The organism is Marinithermus hydrothermalis DSM 14884 (genome assembly GCF_000195335.1).
Classification (GTDB): Bacteria; Deinococcota; Deinococci; order Deinococcales; family Marinithermaceae; genus Marinithermus; species Marinithermus hydrothermalis.
In genome coordinates, this window is record NC_015387.1 from 1,219,927 (window position 1) to 1,234,901 (window position 14,975).

The 14,975-nt window shown below is 68.4% G+C and carries 9 protein-coding genes; 4 read left to right on the plus strand and 5 right to left on the minus strand.

The window, feature by feature from the left end:
- Positions 1 to 82: 82 nt before the first annotated feature.
- The 4 genes from ileS (at position 83) to MARKY_RS06185 (ending at position 7,303) form a co-directional block, all read left to right on the plus strand.
- Positions 83 to 3,238, plus strand: coding sequence for an isoleucine--tRNA ligase (gene ileS, locus MARKY_RS06170; RefSeq protein ID WP_013704019.1), 3,156 nt, complete (start codon positions 83 to 85; stop codon positions 3,236 to 3,238).
- A gap of 349 nt (positions 3,239 to 3,587) precedes the next feature.
- Positions 3,588 to 5,261: a Rossmann-fold NAD(P)-binding domain-containing protein gene (locus MARKY_RS06175; RefSeq protein ID WP_013704020.1), complete on the plus strand. Its 1,674-nt coding sequence runs from the start codon at positions 3,588 to 3,590 to the stop codon at positions 5,259 to 5,261.
- Positions 5,262 to 5,270: 9 nt separating this feature from the next.
- Entirely contained in the window at positions 5,271 to 6,302 is a 1,032-nt protein-coding gene (gene pdhA, locus MARKY_RS06180; protein WP_013704021.1) for a pyruvate dehydrogenase (acetyl-transferring) E1 component subunit alpha, read from the plus strand.
- The gene (locus tag MARKY_RS06185) at positions 6,299 to 7,303 is read left to right on the plus strand and encodes an alpha-ketoacid dehydrogenase subunit beta (RefSeq protein WP_013704022.1); all 1,005 of its coding nucleotides are present in this window, start codon (positions 6,299 to 6,301) and stop codon (positions 7,301 to 7,303) included. Before pdhA ends, MARKY_RS06185 begins: the two co-directional genes overlap by 4 nt.
- A gap of 53 nt (positions 7,304 to 7,356) precedes the next feature.
- Here MARKY_RS06185 and MARKY_RS06190 read toward each other — a convergent pair whose 3' ends face one another.
- The 5 genes from MARKY_RS06190 to MARKY_RS06210 are packed head-to-tail and all read right to left on the minus strand — an operon-like array spanning position 7,357 to position 14,952.
- Entirely contained in the window at positions 7,357 to 8,028 is a 672-nt protein-coding gene (locus MARKY_RS06190) for a site-2 protease family protein (protein WP_013704023.1), read from the minus strand.
- 11 nt (positions 8,029 to 8,039) lie between these two features.
- Positions 8,040 to 8,666, minus strand: a complete 627-nt coding sequence (locus MARKY_RS06195; RefSeq protein ID WP_013704024.1) for a site-2 protease family protein — start codon at positions 8,664 to 8,666, stop codon at positions 8,040 to 8,042.
- Complete coding sequence (locus MARKY_RS06200; protein WP_013704025.1) at positions 8,641 to 11,118, minus strand: CBS domain-containing protein; 2,478 nt, start codon at positions 11,116 to 11,118, stop codon at positions 8,641 to 8,643. Before MARKY_RS06200 ends, MARKY_RS06195 begins: the two co-directional genes overlap by 26 nt.
- Positions 11,119 to 11,134: 16 nt before the next feature.
- Positions 11,135 to 14,092, minus strand: coding sequence for a transcription-repair coupling factor (gene mfd, locus MARKY_RS06205; RefSeq protein ID WP_013704026.1), 2,958 nt, complete (start codon positions 14,090 to 14,092; stop codon positions 11,135 to 11,137).
- A gap of 8 nt (positions 14,093 to 14,100) precedes the next feature.
- Positions 14,101 to 14,952 carry a DegV family protein gene (locus MARKY_RS06210; protein WP_013704027.1) on the minus strand — a complete coding sequence of 284 codons (852 nt, stop codon included), beginning with the start codon at positions 14,950 to 14,952 and terminating at the stop codon, positions 14,101 to 14,103.
- Between the last annotated feature and the right edge of the window lie 23 nt (positions 14,953 to 14,975).

Consider the following 14,975-nt stretch of genomic DNA (forward strand, 5'->3'; position numbering starts at 1 on the left):
GGAAGCGCGGTGGTACCGCGGGGCTCGAGCCTCGTCCGCGCGCAAGCGCGGGCGGGTTTTTCATCAAGAAGGGAGGTGCGTGATGTTCAAGGAAGTAGGCGACGCGCGGTTCCCGGAACTCGAGGAAGAGATCCTCGCCTTCTGGCGCGAACGACAGATCTTCAAGAAAAGCCTAGAGATCCGAAAGGGCGGCCCGCAGTACACCTTCTACGAGGGCCCCCCCACGGCGAACGGGCGGCCCGGCGTGCACCATGCCCAAGCCCGCAGCTACAAGGACCTCTTCCCCCGGTACAAGACCATGCGGGGCTACCACGTGCCCCGCAAGGCCGGGTGGGACTGCCACGGGCTGCCGGTGGAGCTCGAGGTCGAGAAAAAACTCGGCCTCACCTCCAAGCGCGAGATCGAGGCCTACGGCATCGACCGGTTCAACCAAGCCTGCCGCGAGTCGGTCTTCACCTACGAGCAGGAGTGGCGCCGCTTCACGGAACGCATCGCCTACTGGGTGGACCTCGACGACGCGTACATGACCATGTCCAAGGAGTACGTCGAGTCCATCTGGTGGAGCCTCGGGGAACTGTGGAAAAAGGGCCTCCTCTACCGGGACTTCAAGGTGGTGCCCTACTGCCCCCGCTGCAGCACGCCGCTCTCCTCGCACGAGGTGGCCCTCGGGTACAAGGAGATCGCCGACCCCTCCATCTACGTGCGCTTCCCCCTCAAGGCCCCCGAGCGGCTCGGCCTCGAGGGTCGGGTCAGCCTCCTCGTGTGGACCACGACCCCCTGGACCCTCCCCGGGAACACCGCGGCCGCCGTGCACCCCGAGTTCACGTACGCCGCCTTCGCGGTGGATGGGGAGGTCCTGATCCTCGAGGAGGGGCTCGGACGGGCCCTGCTGGGCGAGGAGACCCCGGTGCAGCGGCGCTTTACTGGGGCGGAGCTCAAGGGGCTCGAGTACGAGCCGCCCTACCGGTTCGAGACCCCGGACAAGCCCGCGTGGTTCGTGGTCACGGCCGAGTTCGTCACCAAGGAGGACGGGACCGGCGTCGTGCACCAAGCGCCTGCGTTCGGCGCGGAGGACATGGAGACCGCCCGAGCCGAGGGGCTCCCCGTCCTGCGCACCGTGGACGAGGAAGGCAAGCTCACGGTCGGCCCGTGGGCCGGCACCTTCTTCCGCGACGCGAACAAAGGGATCATCCGTGACCTGCGCGACCGTGGCCTGCTCTTCAAGCGGGAGGATTACCTGCACAACTACCCGCACTGCTGGCGGTGCAGCACCCCGCTGATGTACTACGCGACGGAAAGCTGGTTCATCCGCAACACCGCGTACAAGGCGCGGCTTAAGGAGCTGAACCGAAAGATCCGCTGGGTGCCCGCGCACATCCAGGAGGGCCGGTACGGGCAGTGGCTGGACAACCTGGTGGACTGGGCCTTAAGCCGGAACCGCTACTGGGGGACCCCGCTCCCCATCTGGGTGTGCGAGGCCTGCGGGCACGAGCACCTGGTCGCCTCGTACGCCGAGCTTAAGGAACGCGCCCGCGAGGACGTGGACCCCACGAGTCCCGAGTTCGACCCGCACCGCCCGCACGTGGACCGGATCACCCTCACCTGCGACCGCTGCGGCGGCATGATGCGGCGCGTGCCGTACGTGATCGACGTCTGGTACGACTCCGGCGCGATGCCGTTCGCGCAGCACCACTACCCCTTCGAAGCCCAGGAGGCCTTTCAACGGGGGTTCCCCGCGGACTTCATCGCCGAGGGGATCGACCAGACCCGCGGCTGGTTCAACAGCCTGCACCAGCTCGGCACGATGCTCTTCGACTCCGTCGCGTACCGTAACGTGATCTGTCACGGCCTGGTCCTCGACGAGAAGGGCCAGAAGATGTCCAAGTCGAAGGGCAACGTGGTGGATCCCTGGGAGATCATGAACACCTTCGGCGCGGACGCCCTGCGCTGGTACATGTACATCTCCGCGCCCCCCGAGGCCGATCGCCGCTTCGGGCCCAGCCTGGTGCGCGAGGTGGTGCGCGACTACTTCCTCACGCTCTGGAACGTGTACAGCTTCTTCGTGACTTACGCAAACCTGGACAAGCCCAACCTCACCGCGCGCCCCGCCCTCGAGGCCCGGCCCGAGGTGGACCGCTGGCTCGCAAGCCGCGTGCAGGAACTCATCGAGGAGGTCACGGAGGCCCTCGAGGCCTACGACCCCACCGCGGCCAGCCGGGCGCTCAGGAACTTCGTGGTGGAGGATTTGTCCCAGTGGTACGTGCGACGCAACCGCCGGCGGTTCTGGAAGAACGCGGACGCCGCGGACCGCGAGGCCGCGTACGCCACGCTCTGGGAGGCGCTGGTGGCGGTCACGCACCTCACCGCGCCCTTCACGCCGTACCTGGCGGAGGCGCTGTACCAGAACCTGGTCCGCTCGGTGGACGCCGACGCGCCCGAGTCGGTGCACCTCTCCGACTGGCCGACCGCGGACCCAGCGAAAAAAGACGAGGCGCTGCTCCGGCGGATGCGCGCGGTGTTGAAGGTCGTGGACCTGGCGCGCGCCGCGCGGGCCCGCAGTGGGGTCAAGACCCGTATCCCCCTCCCCCTCCTCCTCGTCACCGCGCCGACCGAGGAGGAACGCGCGGGGCTCGAGCACTTCGCGGAGGAGATCGCGGACGAGCTGAACGTCAAAGCGCTGCGCGTGGTGGGGCCGGAGGAAGCCTTCCTGACCTACACCGTGAAGCCCAACCTCCCCAAGCTGGGGCCCAAGTACGGGCGCCGGGTGCCCGCGATCCGCAAGGTCCTGGCCGAGCTGGACGGCCAGGAGGTAGCCCGGGCGGTTCGGGAGGGGCGCGGCGTCGTCCTGGAGCTCGATGGAGAGCAGATCGAGTTGCTGCCGGAAGAGGTTCTGGTGGAGGCCAAGGCTCCGGAGGGGTACGCGGCCCTCGAGCGGAACGGGTACCTGGCGGCCCTCGAGGTGCGGGTGGACGAGGCGCTGTACCTGGAGGGCCTCGCGCGGGAGATGGTGCGGATGGTGCAGCAGGCCCGTAAGGAGATGGACCTGCACGTCGCGGACCGCATCCGGTTGTACTACGAGGTCGAGGGGCGGTACGCGGAGGCTTTGGAGCGCTTCGTGGAGCGCTTGAAGGAGGAGACGCTCGTGGTCTCTTTGGAGCCTGTGGTGCCGAGCGGGGTGTACCGGGTGCAGGTGGAGGATGAGGACGGCCGGGTGGTCTTTGGGTTGAGGAAGGCGTAGGTACTGGGGAGCCGGGGGAAACCCCGGTTTCCCGAGTGCCGAATTAGTGATAATTTTCACGATAAATCATGCTCGTGATATTTTTCTCCTTTTCGAAAGCGATGTACCAACCGCCCCTAAAGAAACCCCGGCCTCGAGCAGTTTCTCGTAAGAAAACCCCAACTTCTCCCGCGCCGTAGCCTCACCTCACCACCCTCCCTTGCTCCTCCCTCGCTGTACCCTGAAAACGCCTTGCCCTTCTCCCCCATCCCTCGCGCCTTTCCAAATGAAAGGATCCCTCCCCCTGAGCTTGACCCTCCCGCGCACCGCCGGGTAGGCTGAAGCCGGAAAGCACAACGGGAGGCACCGTATGGATATACGCGATAAGACGGTTCTCATCCTAGGCGGATACGGCCTCGTCGGCCAGGCCGTGGCCCGCGAACTGCTGGCCTACCGGCCCAGACGCATCGTCCTGCTCTCCCTAAAACAAGCCGAAGCCGAGGAAGCCGTAGAGCGACTAGCCCCCTACGCCAACGGCACCGAACTCATCCCCGAATGGGGGGATGTCTTCGCGCTCGAAGCGTATAAGGATACACCCCGCCACGAGCTCCTCGCCAACCCCCGAACGCGCCGCGAGGTGATCCGCGCCTTCCTCGACGACCTCAGCACCGTCGGCGTCGAGCGCTTCTACCTCCACACCCTCATCCAGCGCCACAAGCCCGACATCATCGTGGACGCGATCAACACGGCCACCGGCATCGCCTACCAGAACGTCTACCGCGAGGCCGTCCTCACCCTGCAAGCCCTCGAGGAAGGCCGGCTCGAAGGCGAGCAGGTCGAGCGCCTCCTCACCTCCCTCTACATCCCCCAGCTGATCCGACACATCCAGGTGCTCTACGAGGCGATGCGCCGCCACGGGACCCGCGCCTACTTCAAGGTCGGGACCACCGGGACCGGCGGCATGGGCCTCAACATCCCCTACACGCACTCCGAGGAGCGCCCCAGCCGCGTCCTCCTCTCCAAAAGCGCCGTGGCCGGCGCGCACACCCTGCTGCTCTTCCTCATGGCCCGCACCCCGGACGGCCCCATGACCAAAGAGGTCAAGCCCGCCGCGGCCATCGCCTGGAAGGAGATCGGGTACGGGCCCATCAAACGGCGCGGCCACCCCATCCCCCGGTACGACGCCGAGCCCCGCCCCCTCCCCGAAACCCTCCGCCCCCACGACCCCAGCGCCGGCGCGCCCACCGGGGAGGTGCTGGAGAACGTGTACATCGACACCGGCGAGAACGGCCTGTTCAGCCTCGAGGAGTTCTCCGCCCTCAGCTCCGCCGAGCAGATGGAGTTCATCACCCCCGAGGAGATCGCCAAGGTCATCGTCGCTGAACTCCAGGGCGGCAACACCGGACACGACGTGATCGGCGCGCTGGACTCCGCCGCGATGGGCCCCACCTACCGCGCGGGCATGATGCGCCACTGGGCCCTCGAACGCATGCGGGCCCTCGAGGACCAGCACCACGTCGCCTCGGTGGCCTTCGAGATGCTCGGCCCGCCCCGCCTCTCCAAACTCCTCTTCGAAGCGCACCTCCTGCGCAAGGTCGCGGGCTCCATGCAGGCCGTGCGCGAGGCGGACCCCGTCGAGCTCACCCGAAAACTCAACGAGCTGATCCTCCTGGACGGCGACACGCGCAGCCAGATCCTCTCGATCGGGCTCGCGATCCTCCTCGAGGACGGCCGCTTCATCCGCGGCCCCGAGCTCAAGGTGCCCGCCGCGGTCAGCGGCGAGGAGGTGTTCCAGGTCACCCCCGAGCGGCTCGAACGCTGGGCGTGGGAAGGCTGGGTGGACCTCCGGCTGAGCAACATCAAGACCTGGCAGCAGCGGTTCGAACGCATCCACCAGGAAACCCAGGCCATCCCCGAGTGGGACACCTCGAGCCGGTACCTCCGGACGCGGCAGTTCTGGGACGCGCAGCAGAAGATCCAGCCCGGCAAGCTCGCGGGGTGGATCTTCGCCGTGGAAGAGGCGGGCATGCGCCTCAAGGACTAAGGAGGCAGCATGGAGATCATCCGGTTTCTGGACGACAACGGCAAACCCCTAAAGGACCCGCCGTTCGAAGCGGAGGAGCTCATCGAGGGGTACAAGGCCCTGCGGCGCGCCCGGTTCTTCGACGAGAAGGCCTTGATCCTCCAGCGGCAGGGTAAGCTCGGGGTCTTCCCCCCCATCCGCGGCCAGGAGGCCGCCCAGGTCGGGGCCACCCTAGCCCTGCGCCCCACGGACTGGGCGGTCCCCAGCTACCGGGAAAGCGGCGTCGCGCTCACGCACGGCCTGCCCCTCACCCACCTGATCCTGTACTGGCGGGCGCACCCCGCGGGGTGGCGTTTCCCCGACGAGGTGCGGCTCCTACCCTTCTACATCCCCATCGCGACCCAGATCCCCCAAGCCGTCGGGCTGGCGCACGCCGCCCAGTACCACGGCGAGGACTGGGTGGTCGCGGTCTTCATCGGGGACGGCGGAACCTCCGAGGGCGACTTCCACGAAGGCCTGAACTTCGCGAGCGTCTTCAACGCCCCCGTCCTCTTCGTGGTGCAGAACAACGGGTGGGCCATCAGCGTGCCCACCTCCCGCCAGATGAAGGTCCCCCACGTCGCCCTTCGGGCGCAAGGGTACGGCATCCCCGGCGTGGTCGTGGACGGAAACGACCTCATCGCGGTCTGGCACACCGCCCGCGAGGCCGCCCACCGCGCCCGCAACGGCGAAGGCCCCACCCTGATCGAAGCCATGACCTACCGCATCGCGCCGCACACCACCTCCGACGACCCCAAACGCTACCGCGACGAGAAAGAGGCCGAGGCCTGGCTTCGCAAAGAACCCGTCAAGCGCATGCAGAACGCGCTCAAGCACCTGGGCCTGTGGGACGAGGAACGGGAGCGCGCGCTCCTCGAGGAACTCGAGGCCGAGTTCCAGGCCGCCCTCGAGGAGGCCGACCGCACCCCGGAACCCGAGCCCTGGGAGATCGTCGAGCACGTGTACGCCGAACGGACCCCCGACCTGGATCGGGCCTGGAAGGCGCTGGGAGGTCCGGCATGAGCACGAAAACCCAGCCCGCGACCCGCACGCTCAACCTGGTGCAGGCCGTCAACGAGGCGCTCGACCTGGCCCTGGAGCAGGATCCCCGCGTCCTCGTGTTCGGCGAGGACGTGGGCCGCATGGGCGGCGTCTTCCGCGCCACGGACAACCTGCAGGCCAAGCACGGCGAGCACCGGGTCTTCGACACCCCCCTCGCGGAGTCCGGCATCGTGGGGTTCGGGATCGGGCTGGCCCTCGCGGGCCTCCGGCCCGTCGCGGAGATCCAGTTCGCCGGGTTCCTCTACCCGGCCCTCGACCAGATCCTCTCGCACCTCGGGCGGATGCGGCACCGCACCCGCGGCCGGTACTCGATCCCCATGGTGATCCGCGCGCCGTACGGGGGCGGGGTGCACACCCCCGAACAGCACGCGGACAGCCCCGAAGCCATCCTCGCGCACGTGCCCGGGGTGAAGGTGGTGATCCCCTCCAGCCCCGAACGCGCCAAAGGCCTCCTGCTCGCCGCGATCGAGGACCCGGACCCGGTATTCTTCCTCGAGGCGATCAAACTGTACCGCTCGGTGAAGGCCGAGGTGCCCCAAGGGTACTACACCCTTCCCCTCGGCAAGGCCCGGGTGGTGCGCGAAGGCCAGGACGCTAGCCTCTTCTGCTACGGCGGCATGGTCGAGGTGTGCCTCAAGGCCGCCGAGGTCGCCGCCCGCGAAGGCGTGGCGCTCGAGGTCGTGGATCTCGAGACCCTGGTGCCGCTCGACACCCAGACGATCGTGGAGTCCGTCGCGAAGACCGGGCGGGCCGTCGTGGTGTACGAAGCCATGCGCACCCAGGGGTTCGGGGCCGAGGTGGCCGCGCGGCTCGCGGAGGAGGCGGTGGATTACCTCGAGGCCCCGGTGGTGCGCGTCGCGGGATGGGACGCGCCCTACCCGCCGTTCAGCGCGGTGGAGCACCACTACCGCCCGGACGCGCGGCGCGTGCTGGAGGCGGTGCGGCACGTCCTGACCTACTGATTCTCCGCGAAACCCGCCCCACCAGAGGTGGGGCGGGTTCGTGTGTTTCGGGGTTAACCGAGCGTCCAAACAATAAAACTCCGCTGCGCCCAGCCCAGAAACCGGCTGACGGGACCGTTGAGCTGAAGGTCGGCCAGGATCAGCACGAAACTCACCAGGCTGTAGCGCTCGAGCCGCCAGAGCAGGGCGTGCCAGCGCAAGGGCAGGAGGGACTGGAGGATCTTCGAGCCGTCCAGGGGCGGGATCGGCAGGAGGTTAAAGAGGGCGAGGATCAGGTTGATCAAGCCAGCGTAGAAACTCGTCAGGGCCACGAGCCCCGCCCCGCCGGTGATCTCGCGGTACAGCAGCGCCCGCGCGACCGCCTCCGGATCGGTTTGAAACACCGCGCGCAGCAAGAGGGCGAACCCCAGGGCCAGCGTGAGGTTGATCACGATGCCCGCGATGGAGACCACGAACAACCCCGTGCGGTACCGCCGAAAGTTCGGAGGGTAGATCGGCACGGGCTTGGCCCACCCCAGCCCGGCGAACAACAGCAACAGCGTGCCCATGGGGTCCAGGTGCGCCAAGGGGTTCAGGGTCAAACGCCCCGCCCGGCGCGCGGTGTCGTCCCCCGCCCAGAGCGCGGCCAGGGCGTGCCCGAGCTCGTGCAGCACCAGCGAAAAAGTCAACGCCACCGCGATCAGCACGAAGGCCAACGGGTCGGTACGCAACAGGTCGATCAGCATGAATCACACCCCTAAAGCCCCAGCGCGCGCAACGCGTCCAGGAGAAGGCCCAACAACCCCCGCTCGACCGCGCCCAAAAACCCGGTGAACGAAAGCACCAAGAAGATCACGAGAAACCCGATCGGCCCGTAACTGCCGATGCGGTCCAAAAACCGCCGGACTTCGTACCCGCCGACCGCGTACAAGGCCCGCGCGCCGTCCAAAGGCGGCACCGGGAAGAGGTAAACCGCCGCGTGGCGCACCATGATGAGCGCCGCGAACTGCAACCCGAGGCCCACCTGATCCAAAGCCAGGGTTCGAGGCAGCAGCGCGCTGATCAAGAGGTACACGAACGCCGCGAGCAAAAACCCCACCGGCCCCATCAAGGCCACCCAAGCCTCCCGGTTCCCGCGCAGCACGCGAAACGGCACGAAGCGAGGCCACCCAAACCCCAGCAGCAACAGCAGCAACAGCCCCAGAGGGTCCAGGTGCACCCGCGGCTCGAGGGTCAAGAACCCGTAGCGCCGAGGGCCAGAGTCCCCGTACCGGTCCGCGAGCCACGCTTGCGCCAGGTTATGCACGACCAGACCGAACACGCTCGCGGCAAACGCGACCACGAACACCAGAAACCCGTTAGCGAGAAGACCGATTAGTCCCATAGTCCTCCACCAGTTTACGCGCAAGCGCGAGCTCCTCCTCAAACCCCCGCACCTCGCCGCGCGCCCGGGCCTCGGCCACGCGGCGAAGCACCTCGCCCACCTGAGGGCCCGGCGCAAGCCCCAACGCCAGCACGTCCCGCCCTCGGAGCGTGCGGCGCGGACGCGCCAGCCACGCAGCACGATCCGGGTACAGCGCGCAAAAGGCCTGCACGAGCGCCCCCCCGAACTTGCGGACCGCCTCCGGGTCCTCGGGCGGCTCGCGCAAAACGGCCAACCCCTCCAAAAGCCGCCCCGGAAAGCCGAAGGTACGCACGAACCCCTCCGGGTCCCTCGCGCCGTAAAGGAGCAGGTACAGGTAGGCCTCCGGCTCCGGGGCCTCGGCGGGCCGGAGGGCCTCGAGGCGCTCGAGGGCCTGGCGGACCGGAGGGGTGAGCCTGAGGCCGTAGAGGCGCTCCAGCACCCGCTTTGAGTGCATCTGCTCCAGGACCCGCAAAGGGCTGGGTTCAGCCAGGGCCAACAGGAGCTCGCCGCGCAAACGGCTCTTCGAAGCTTGCCGAATCACCTTCGGGGTCAAGGCCGCCTCCAGCTGGGCCTCGGCCTGCGGTGCGAAGGTCAGGCCAAGCCGCGCCGCGAGCCGCAACCCCCGCACGATCCGGCTGGGGTCCTCCACGAACGAGACCGCGGAAAGCGGGCGCAACCGGCGTTCCTCGAGGTCCTCGAGCCCTCCGTATGGGTCGAGCAGTACCAAAGGCTCGGGGTGCACGCGCAACGCCATCGCGTTCACGGTGAAGTCCCGCCGAGCTAGGTCCCGCTGGATCGTGGAGGGGCGCACCACGGGCAGGGCCCCAGGGTACGGGTAGTGCTCCTCGCGGGCCTCGGCCAGATCCACCTCCACCCCCGAGGCGAGCCGCACGTGGGCGGTACCAAAGGCATAGTGCAGCCCGTAACTCCCCCCGAGCGCCTCGACCAAGGCCCGTGCGACCTCCGCAGCGGACAAGCCCTCGAGGACCAGGTCCACATCCCCCACCGCCTCCCCTAAAACGGCGTCGCGCACCGCGCCCCCCACCAGGTAGATCCGCCCATCTTGCGGGGCGAAGCGTTCCTTCAAGACCTCGAGGACTCGCCGAATCCCTTCAGGAAGGCGCTCTAAAAGCCTGGGGACCAGCGCGTCGGGGTCACGCGCGCGGGCTGCGTACAACCGGTACAGGTCCGTTCGGGTAAAGATCCCTACAAGCCGCCCATCCTGCACCACCAGCACGCGCCCCGCCCCGCGCTTCAACGCGGCCTCGGCCTCGCTCAAGGGCACCGACGGGTCCAGCGTCACGGCCGGCTGCATGAACCCGGTCACCTGCGCCTCCCCCATCCCGTGGTGCTGGGCGCGCTCGAGGTCCCTGCGGCGCACCACCCCCAAGACCCGGCCGTCCTCCACGACCGGCATCCCGCCGTACCCCCGCTCGACAAGGTGCGCCAAGGCCTCGCTTACGGTGAGGTACGCGGGCAGCGTCTCCACCCCTCGGGTCATGAGGTCACCGAGCGTAGGCTCGTGCTCCAAGAAATGCCCGAGCGCCTCCTTGATTCGAGCCTCGACCGCGTCCAGATCTAGTTCCACGCGCGCAAAAGCCGCGCGGGCGTGCCCGCCGCCCCCAAACAACTCCCCCAATAACCGCGCTACATCCAGCCGCTTGCGGCTCCGCGCGATCACCATGTGTTGCTCGCCGAGCTCCAGCAGCAACAGCCCCGCGTCCGCGTCGTACAGGTCCATGAGGGTGTGGGCCAACGGCGCGAGGGCCGGCACGTACCCGTCCTGCCGCGCGCGGGCCAGCACCACGCGGATTCCCTCCACCTCGAGGACCTCCGCCGAAGCGAGGAGCTGACGCAAGACCCCGTGGACCTCCGCCCCGTACCGCTCGCGCACCCACTCGCGCACCAGCCCCACGTCCGCCCCGGCACGCATCAGGAAGGCGGCCGCCTCGAGGTCCTCCGGCGTGGAGCCCGGGTAGGTGAAGCCACCCGTGTCCTCCCACAGCCCCGCGTACGCGAGCGTAGCTTCCTCCGGCGCGGGCACGAACCCGCGGTCCTCGAGCAGCCGGCACAGGATCGTAACGGTCGCGCCCACGGCCCGTAAGGCCCCGCCCGCCGCGGGCACGTCCCCGTCCGCCGGGGGATGGTGGTCGTACACCGTGAAGGGCACCCGGCCCACGAGCCGGGCGAACGGCCCGATCCGTCCGGCGCTTCGGGTGTCCACCACGATCACCTCGGTCACCGCCTCGAGGGGCACCTCCGCCGCGAGCATCAGGCCGAGGTGGTCCTCGAAGAGGTTCACCACGGTACGGATCCGGCCTTCGAGCCCCCCCACGAGCACCAGGCGCGCGCCGGGGTGCAGGTGACGCGCGAGGACCATGCTGCCCAGGGCGTCAAAGTCCAGATTCTCGTGCCCGACGATGACTTTCACTAACTCTAGTGTACCGTTAGCCCACGAGGTACAGGAGGTCCATCAGCACCTGAGGGTACTGGCCGGGCTCGAGGCCCTTCTTCTCCACGCGGAAGCCCGGAGGGTGCTGGGTCACCTCCACCCGCTGGGGAAAGCTCCGCAGGCCGCGGGCGTCGTAGTCGAGGGGCCAGCGGCCCATCACGACCTGGATGTGGGTGAGGTCCTCGGTGATCGAGAGCACTCCTTTCTTCTCAGCCAGAAGCCGGAGGCGCGTGAGGGCGAAGAAGTGCTCGACCTCCCGGGGTGGGGGGCCGTAGCGCGCTTTGAGCTCGCGGACGAGGCGCGCGAGCTCCGCCAGGCTCTGGAGTTCGGCGAACTTGCCGTAGTACCGGCTGCGCGCCGCAGCGTCGGGGATGTACTCGGGCACGAGGCGCGCGGAGACCGCGAGGTCCAGCGTGACGCGTTTTTGAGGCGTGGCGGCCTCTCCCTTGAGCTTCCGCACGGCTTCGGCGAGGAGCTCCGTGTACACCTCGAAGCTCACCGCGCGGATGTGCCCGTGCTGCTCGGGACCCAAGAGGTTCCCCACCCCGCGGATCTCCATGTCCTTCTCCGCGAGGAGGTGGCCCGAACCCAGGTCCGAAAGGTCCGCGATCGCCGCGAGCCGACGCTCCGCAGCCTCCGTGAGCTTAGGAGGGTGGAAGAGGTAGGCGTACGCCTCCTTCTCCCGGCGCCCCACGCGCCCCCGAAGCTGGTACAGGTTCGCGAGGCCCAGCTTATCCGCCCGCTCGATCAGGATCGTGTTGGCCTCGGGGATGTCCAGGCCGGACTCCACGATCGTGGTCGCAACGAGCAGGTCGAACGCCCCCTCCTGGAAGAGGAACATCACCTCCTCGATCTCGTCCTCTGGCATCTGGCCGTGCACCACCCCGATACGGGCCTCGGGGATGAGGGCCTCGAGGTACTTGGCGCGCTGCGCGATCGAGGCGACCCGGTCGTGCACGTAAAACGCCTTTCCGCCCCGCTCAATCTCGAACATCACCGCCTCGCGGACCAAGGCCGGGTCGAAGGGGGCCAGGATCGTGCGGATGGGTTTGCGTCCCGGGGGCGGCGTCTGGATGCTCGAGACGTCCTTGAGGCCCACGAGCGCCTGGTACAGCGTGCGGGGGATCGGCGTGGCGGAGAGCGTCAGCACATCCACCCCCTCGCGCAGCTCCTTCAGCCGTTCCTTTTGCGCGACGCCGAACCGGTGTTCCTCGTCGATGATGAGGAGGCCCAGGTCCCGGAACGCAACGTCCGCGGAAAGCAGGCGGTGCGTGCCGATCACGATATCCACCGCGCCGCGCTTCAAGCCCTCGAGGACCCGCCGCTCCTCCCGAGCGCTGGTGAAGCGTGAGAGCATCCCGATCGAGACCGGCAAATCACGGAACCGCGCGCAAAAGGTCTCGTAGTGTTGCTGAGCCAGGAGGGTGGTGGGGACCAGAAACGCCACCTGCTTGCCGTGGCCCACCACGCGGTGCGCGGCGCGCAAGGCCACCTCCGTCTTGCCGAACCCCACGTCCCCCGAGATGAGCCGGTCCATGGGGCGGGGGGTCTCGAGGTCCTTGAGGGTTTCCTCGAGAGCGCGTTTCTGGTCCGGTGTGAGCGTGTAGGGGAAGTTCTTCTCGATGAGAGGGTCCCAGTCCGGAAGCGGCGTGAACGCGTACCCCGGCGTGGCCTCGCGCTTCGCGTGCAGCACCAGCAGGCGTTGCGCCAGGGCCTCCGCGTCCTTTTGGGCTTTGGCCTTGGCCCGGGCCCACTCGTTCTTGCCGAGGCGCGAAAGCCGGGGCGGGTCGTCGGTGGTGCCCGGGTGGCGGCGCAAGAGGGACAGCTGCTCGATGGGTAGGTACAACCGGCCGTCCCCCGCGTACTGCAGCACCAGGTAGTCCCGCTTTACGCCGAGGACCTCGCGGGTCTCGATCCCCAGAAAACGCCCGATCCCGTGCTCGGGGTGGATCAGGTAATCCCCTTCGCTGAGGGCGTCGGGGTCCGCGACCTCCCGGCCCACGAGGCGCCGCCCGCGAAGCCGCGCGGCTCCGCTGAAGCTATACAGCAGCTCCTCCGTGACGTAAACCCGGCCCTCCTCCCGATGCACGAACCCGCCCTCGAAGGCTCCCGGGACGAAGAGGAGGCCGTCAAAGGAGCGCACCGCGTTTTGAATTCGGTGCGGCACGTCCTGAAAATGCCGTTCGATCAGGTAGTCCCGGCTCCGCTCGTGCCGGTAGAAGAAGACCACCTGCCGCCCCTCCCCAAGCCAGGCCCGCACGTCCCGCGCGAAACGCGAGAGCTGCGCGCGGTACGGGCTCAAAGGCTCGAACGGCAGGTGCACCGCGGGAAGCTCCGGCCCTCCGCGGCCAAACGCGATCAGGTTCCGGCCCTCCAAGGCCGGCCACAGCTCGGGGGGCGCTAAGGCCGGCCAGTCGAGCAGCACCGGACCGGGAAAGTGCGCGACCACCACGGAATCCCACGCTTCGGCCTTCCCAGGCCGGGCGGGAAGCACGTACCGCGCCTGGGGCTTACCCCGCACGAGCACGCGCTCCAGCACGTCCCCGAAGAACTCGAGCCGCGCCTCCCCGACCTCGAGCACCTCCCCCAACACGCGGTAATCCCCATCTCGGCCGTACCCTAGTCGCTCGAGGCGGTCAAGAAGCGCGTCCCGCAGGTAGGTCCGGCCCACCTCCAGGACGATGCGCCAAGCGTCCGGGTCCTTGGGGAAAGGGCGAAGCGCCGCCTCGAAGGAAAAGAGGTAATGCCCTACCTCCCCCACGGCCTCGAGGCCCGGATTGACGTATACCGTCCGGCCGAACGCCGCAAGGTCCTGGTAGTGCTTGAGGCGCTCTTGGGGAGCGATGAGCACCGCGGGGGCAGGAAGGTTGGCCCACAGGTAGGCCCGCGCGACCTGCGGCAGGCTCGGTACGTAACGATCCAGGACGCGGTGCAGCACGGGATTCGGATCCACGGCACTCCTTACGAGACGGGGTAGGCGTGCACGGCCAGCGCCCCAGGACCGGTATGGCTGCCGGCCACGCCGCCCATGCGCGTCACGCGCCCTTTCTCGATGCGGGCGCCGCTCGCGGTCAGGGCTTGCTTGATCGCCTCGACCGGCTCGCGCGAAGTGTCCGCCACGGTAATGGTGACCCGCAAAGCGCGCCCTGGGAAGCTCCGCGCGACGGCCTGCGCCAACGCTTGGGGCTGGTTGCCGTCCCGCACCGGCCGCAAGAGCTTGAGGCGTCCCTTCTCCATGGTGAGCATGGGACGCAACCCGAGCCACTCTCCCAGCGCCTGCCCCACTCGAGGCAACCGCCCGCCGCGCACCAGGTGCTCGAGGTCCGCTACGGTGAAGAAGAAGCGGGAGCGTTCGCGGATCTCCTCTACCCCCTGCAGCACCTCCTCGAGCTCCCGGCCTTCCCGGATCCACTCGGCGGCTTGGAGCACCAAAGCCCCCAGCCCTCCAGAAACGGCGCGGCTGTCGATCACCCGGATGCGGTGCGGGGCGACCTGCTCCGCGGCCGCCTGGGCCCGCTGGACGGTCTCGGAGAGCGCTCCGGAAAGGTGGATGGAGATCAGGTAGTCGTAGTGCTTCAGGTACCGCCGGTACACCTCCACGAAGTCCTCGATCTCGGGGGGGCTCGTGGTGGGCTGGGCGCCGCGGCGTAGGGCCGCAACCAGCGCCTCTGGGGAAAGCTCCACGCGGTCGCGGTACCGCTGCCCGTCCAGGGTGATGTACAGCGGCACCATGCCCACGCCCCACTCGGCCGCCATCTCAACGCTCAGTTCGCTTGCGGAGTCCGTTACGATGCCGAGTTCCACGCCCGTCATTTTACCGGGAACAAGGTTAGACT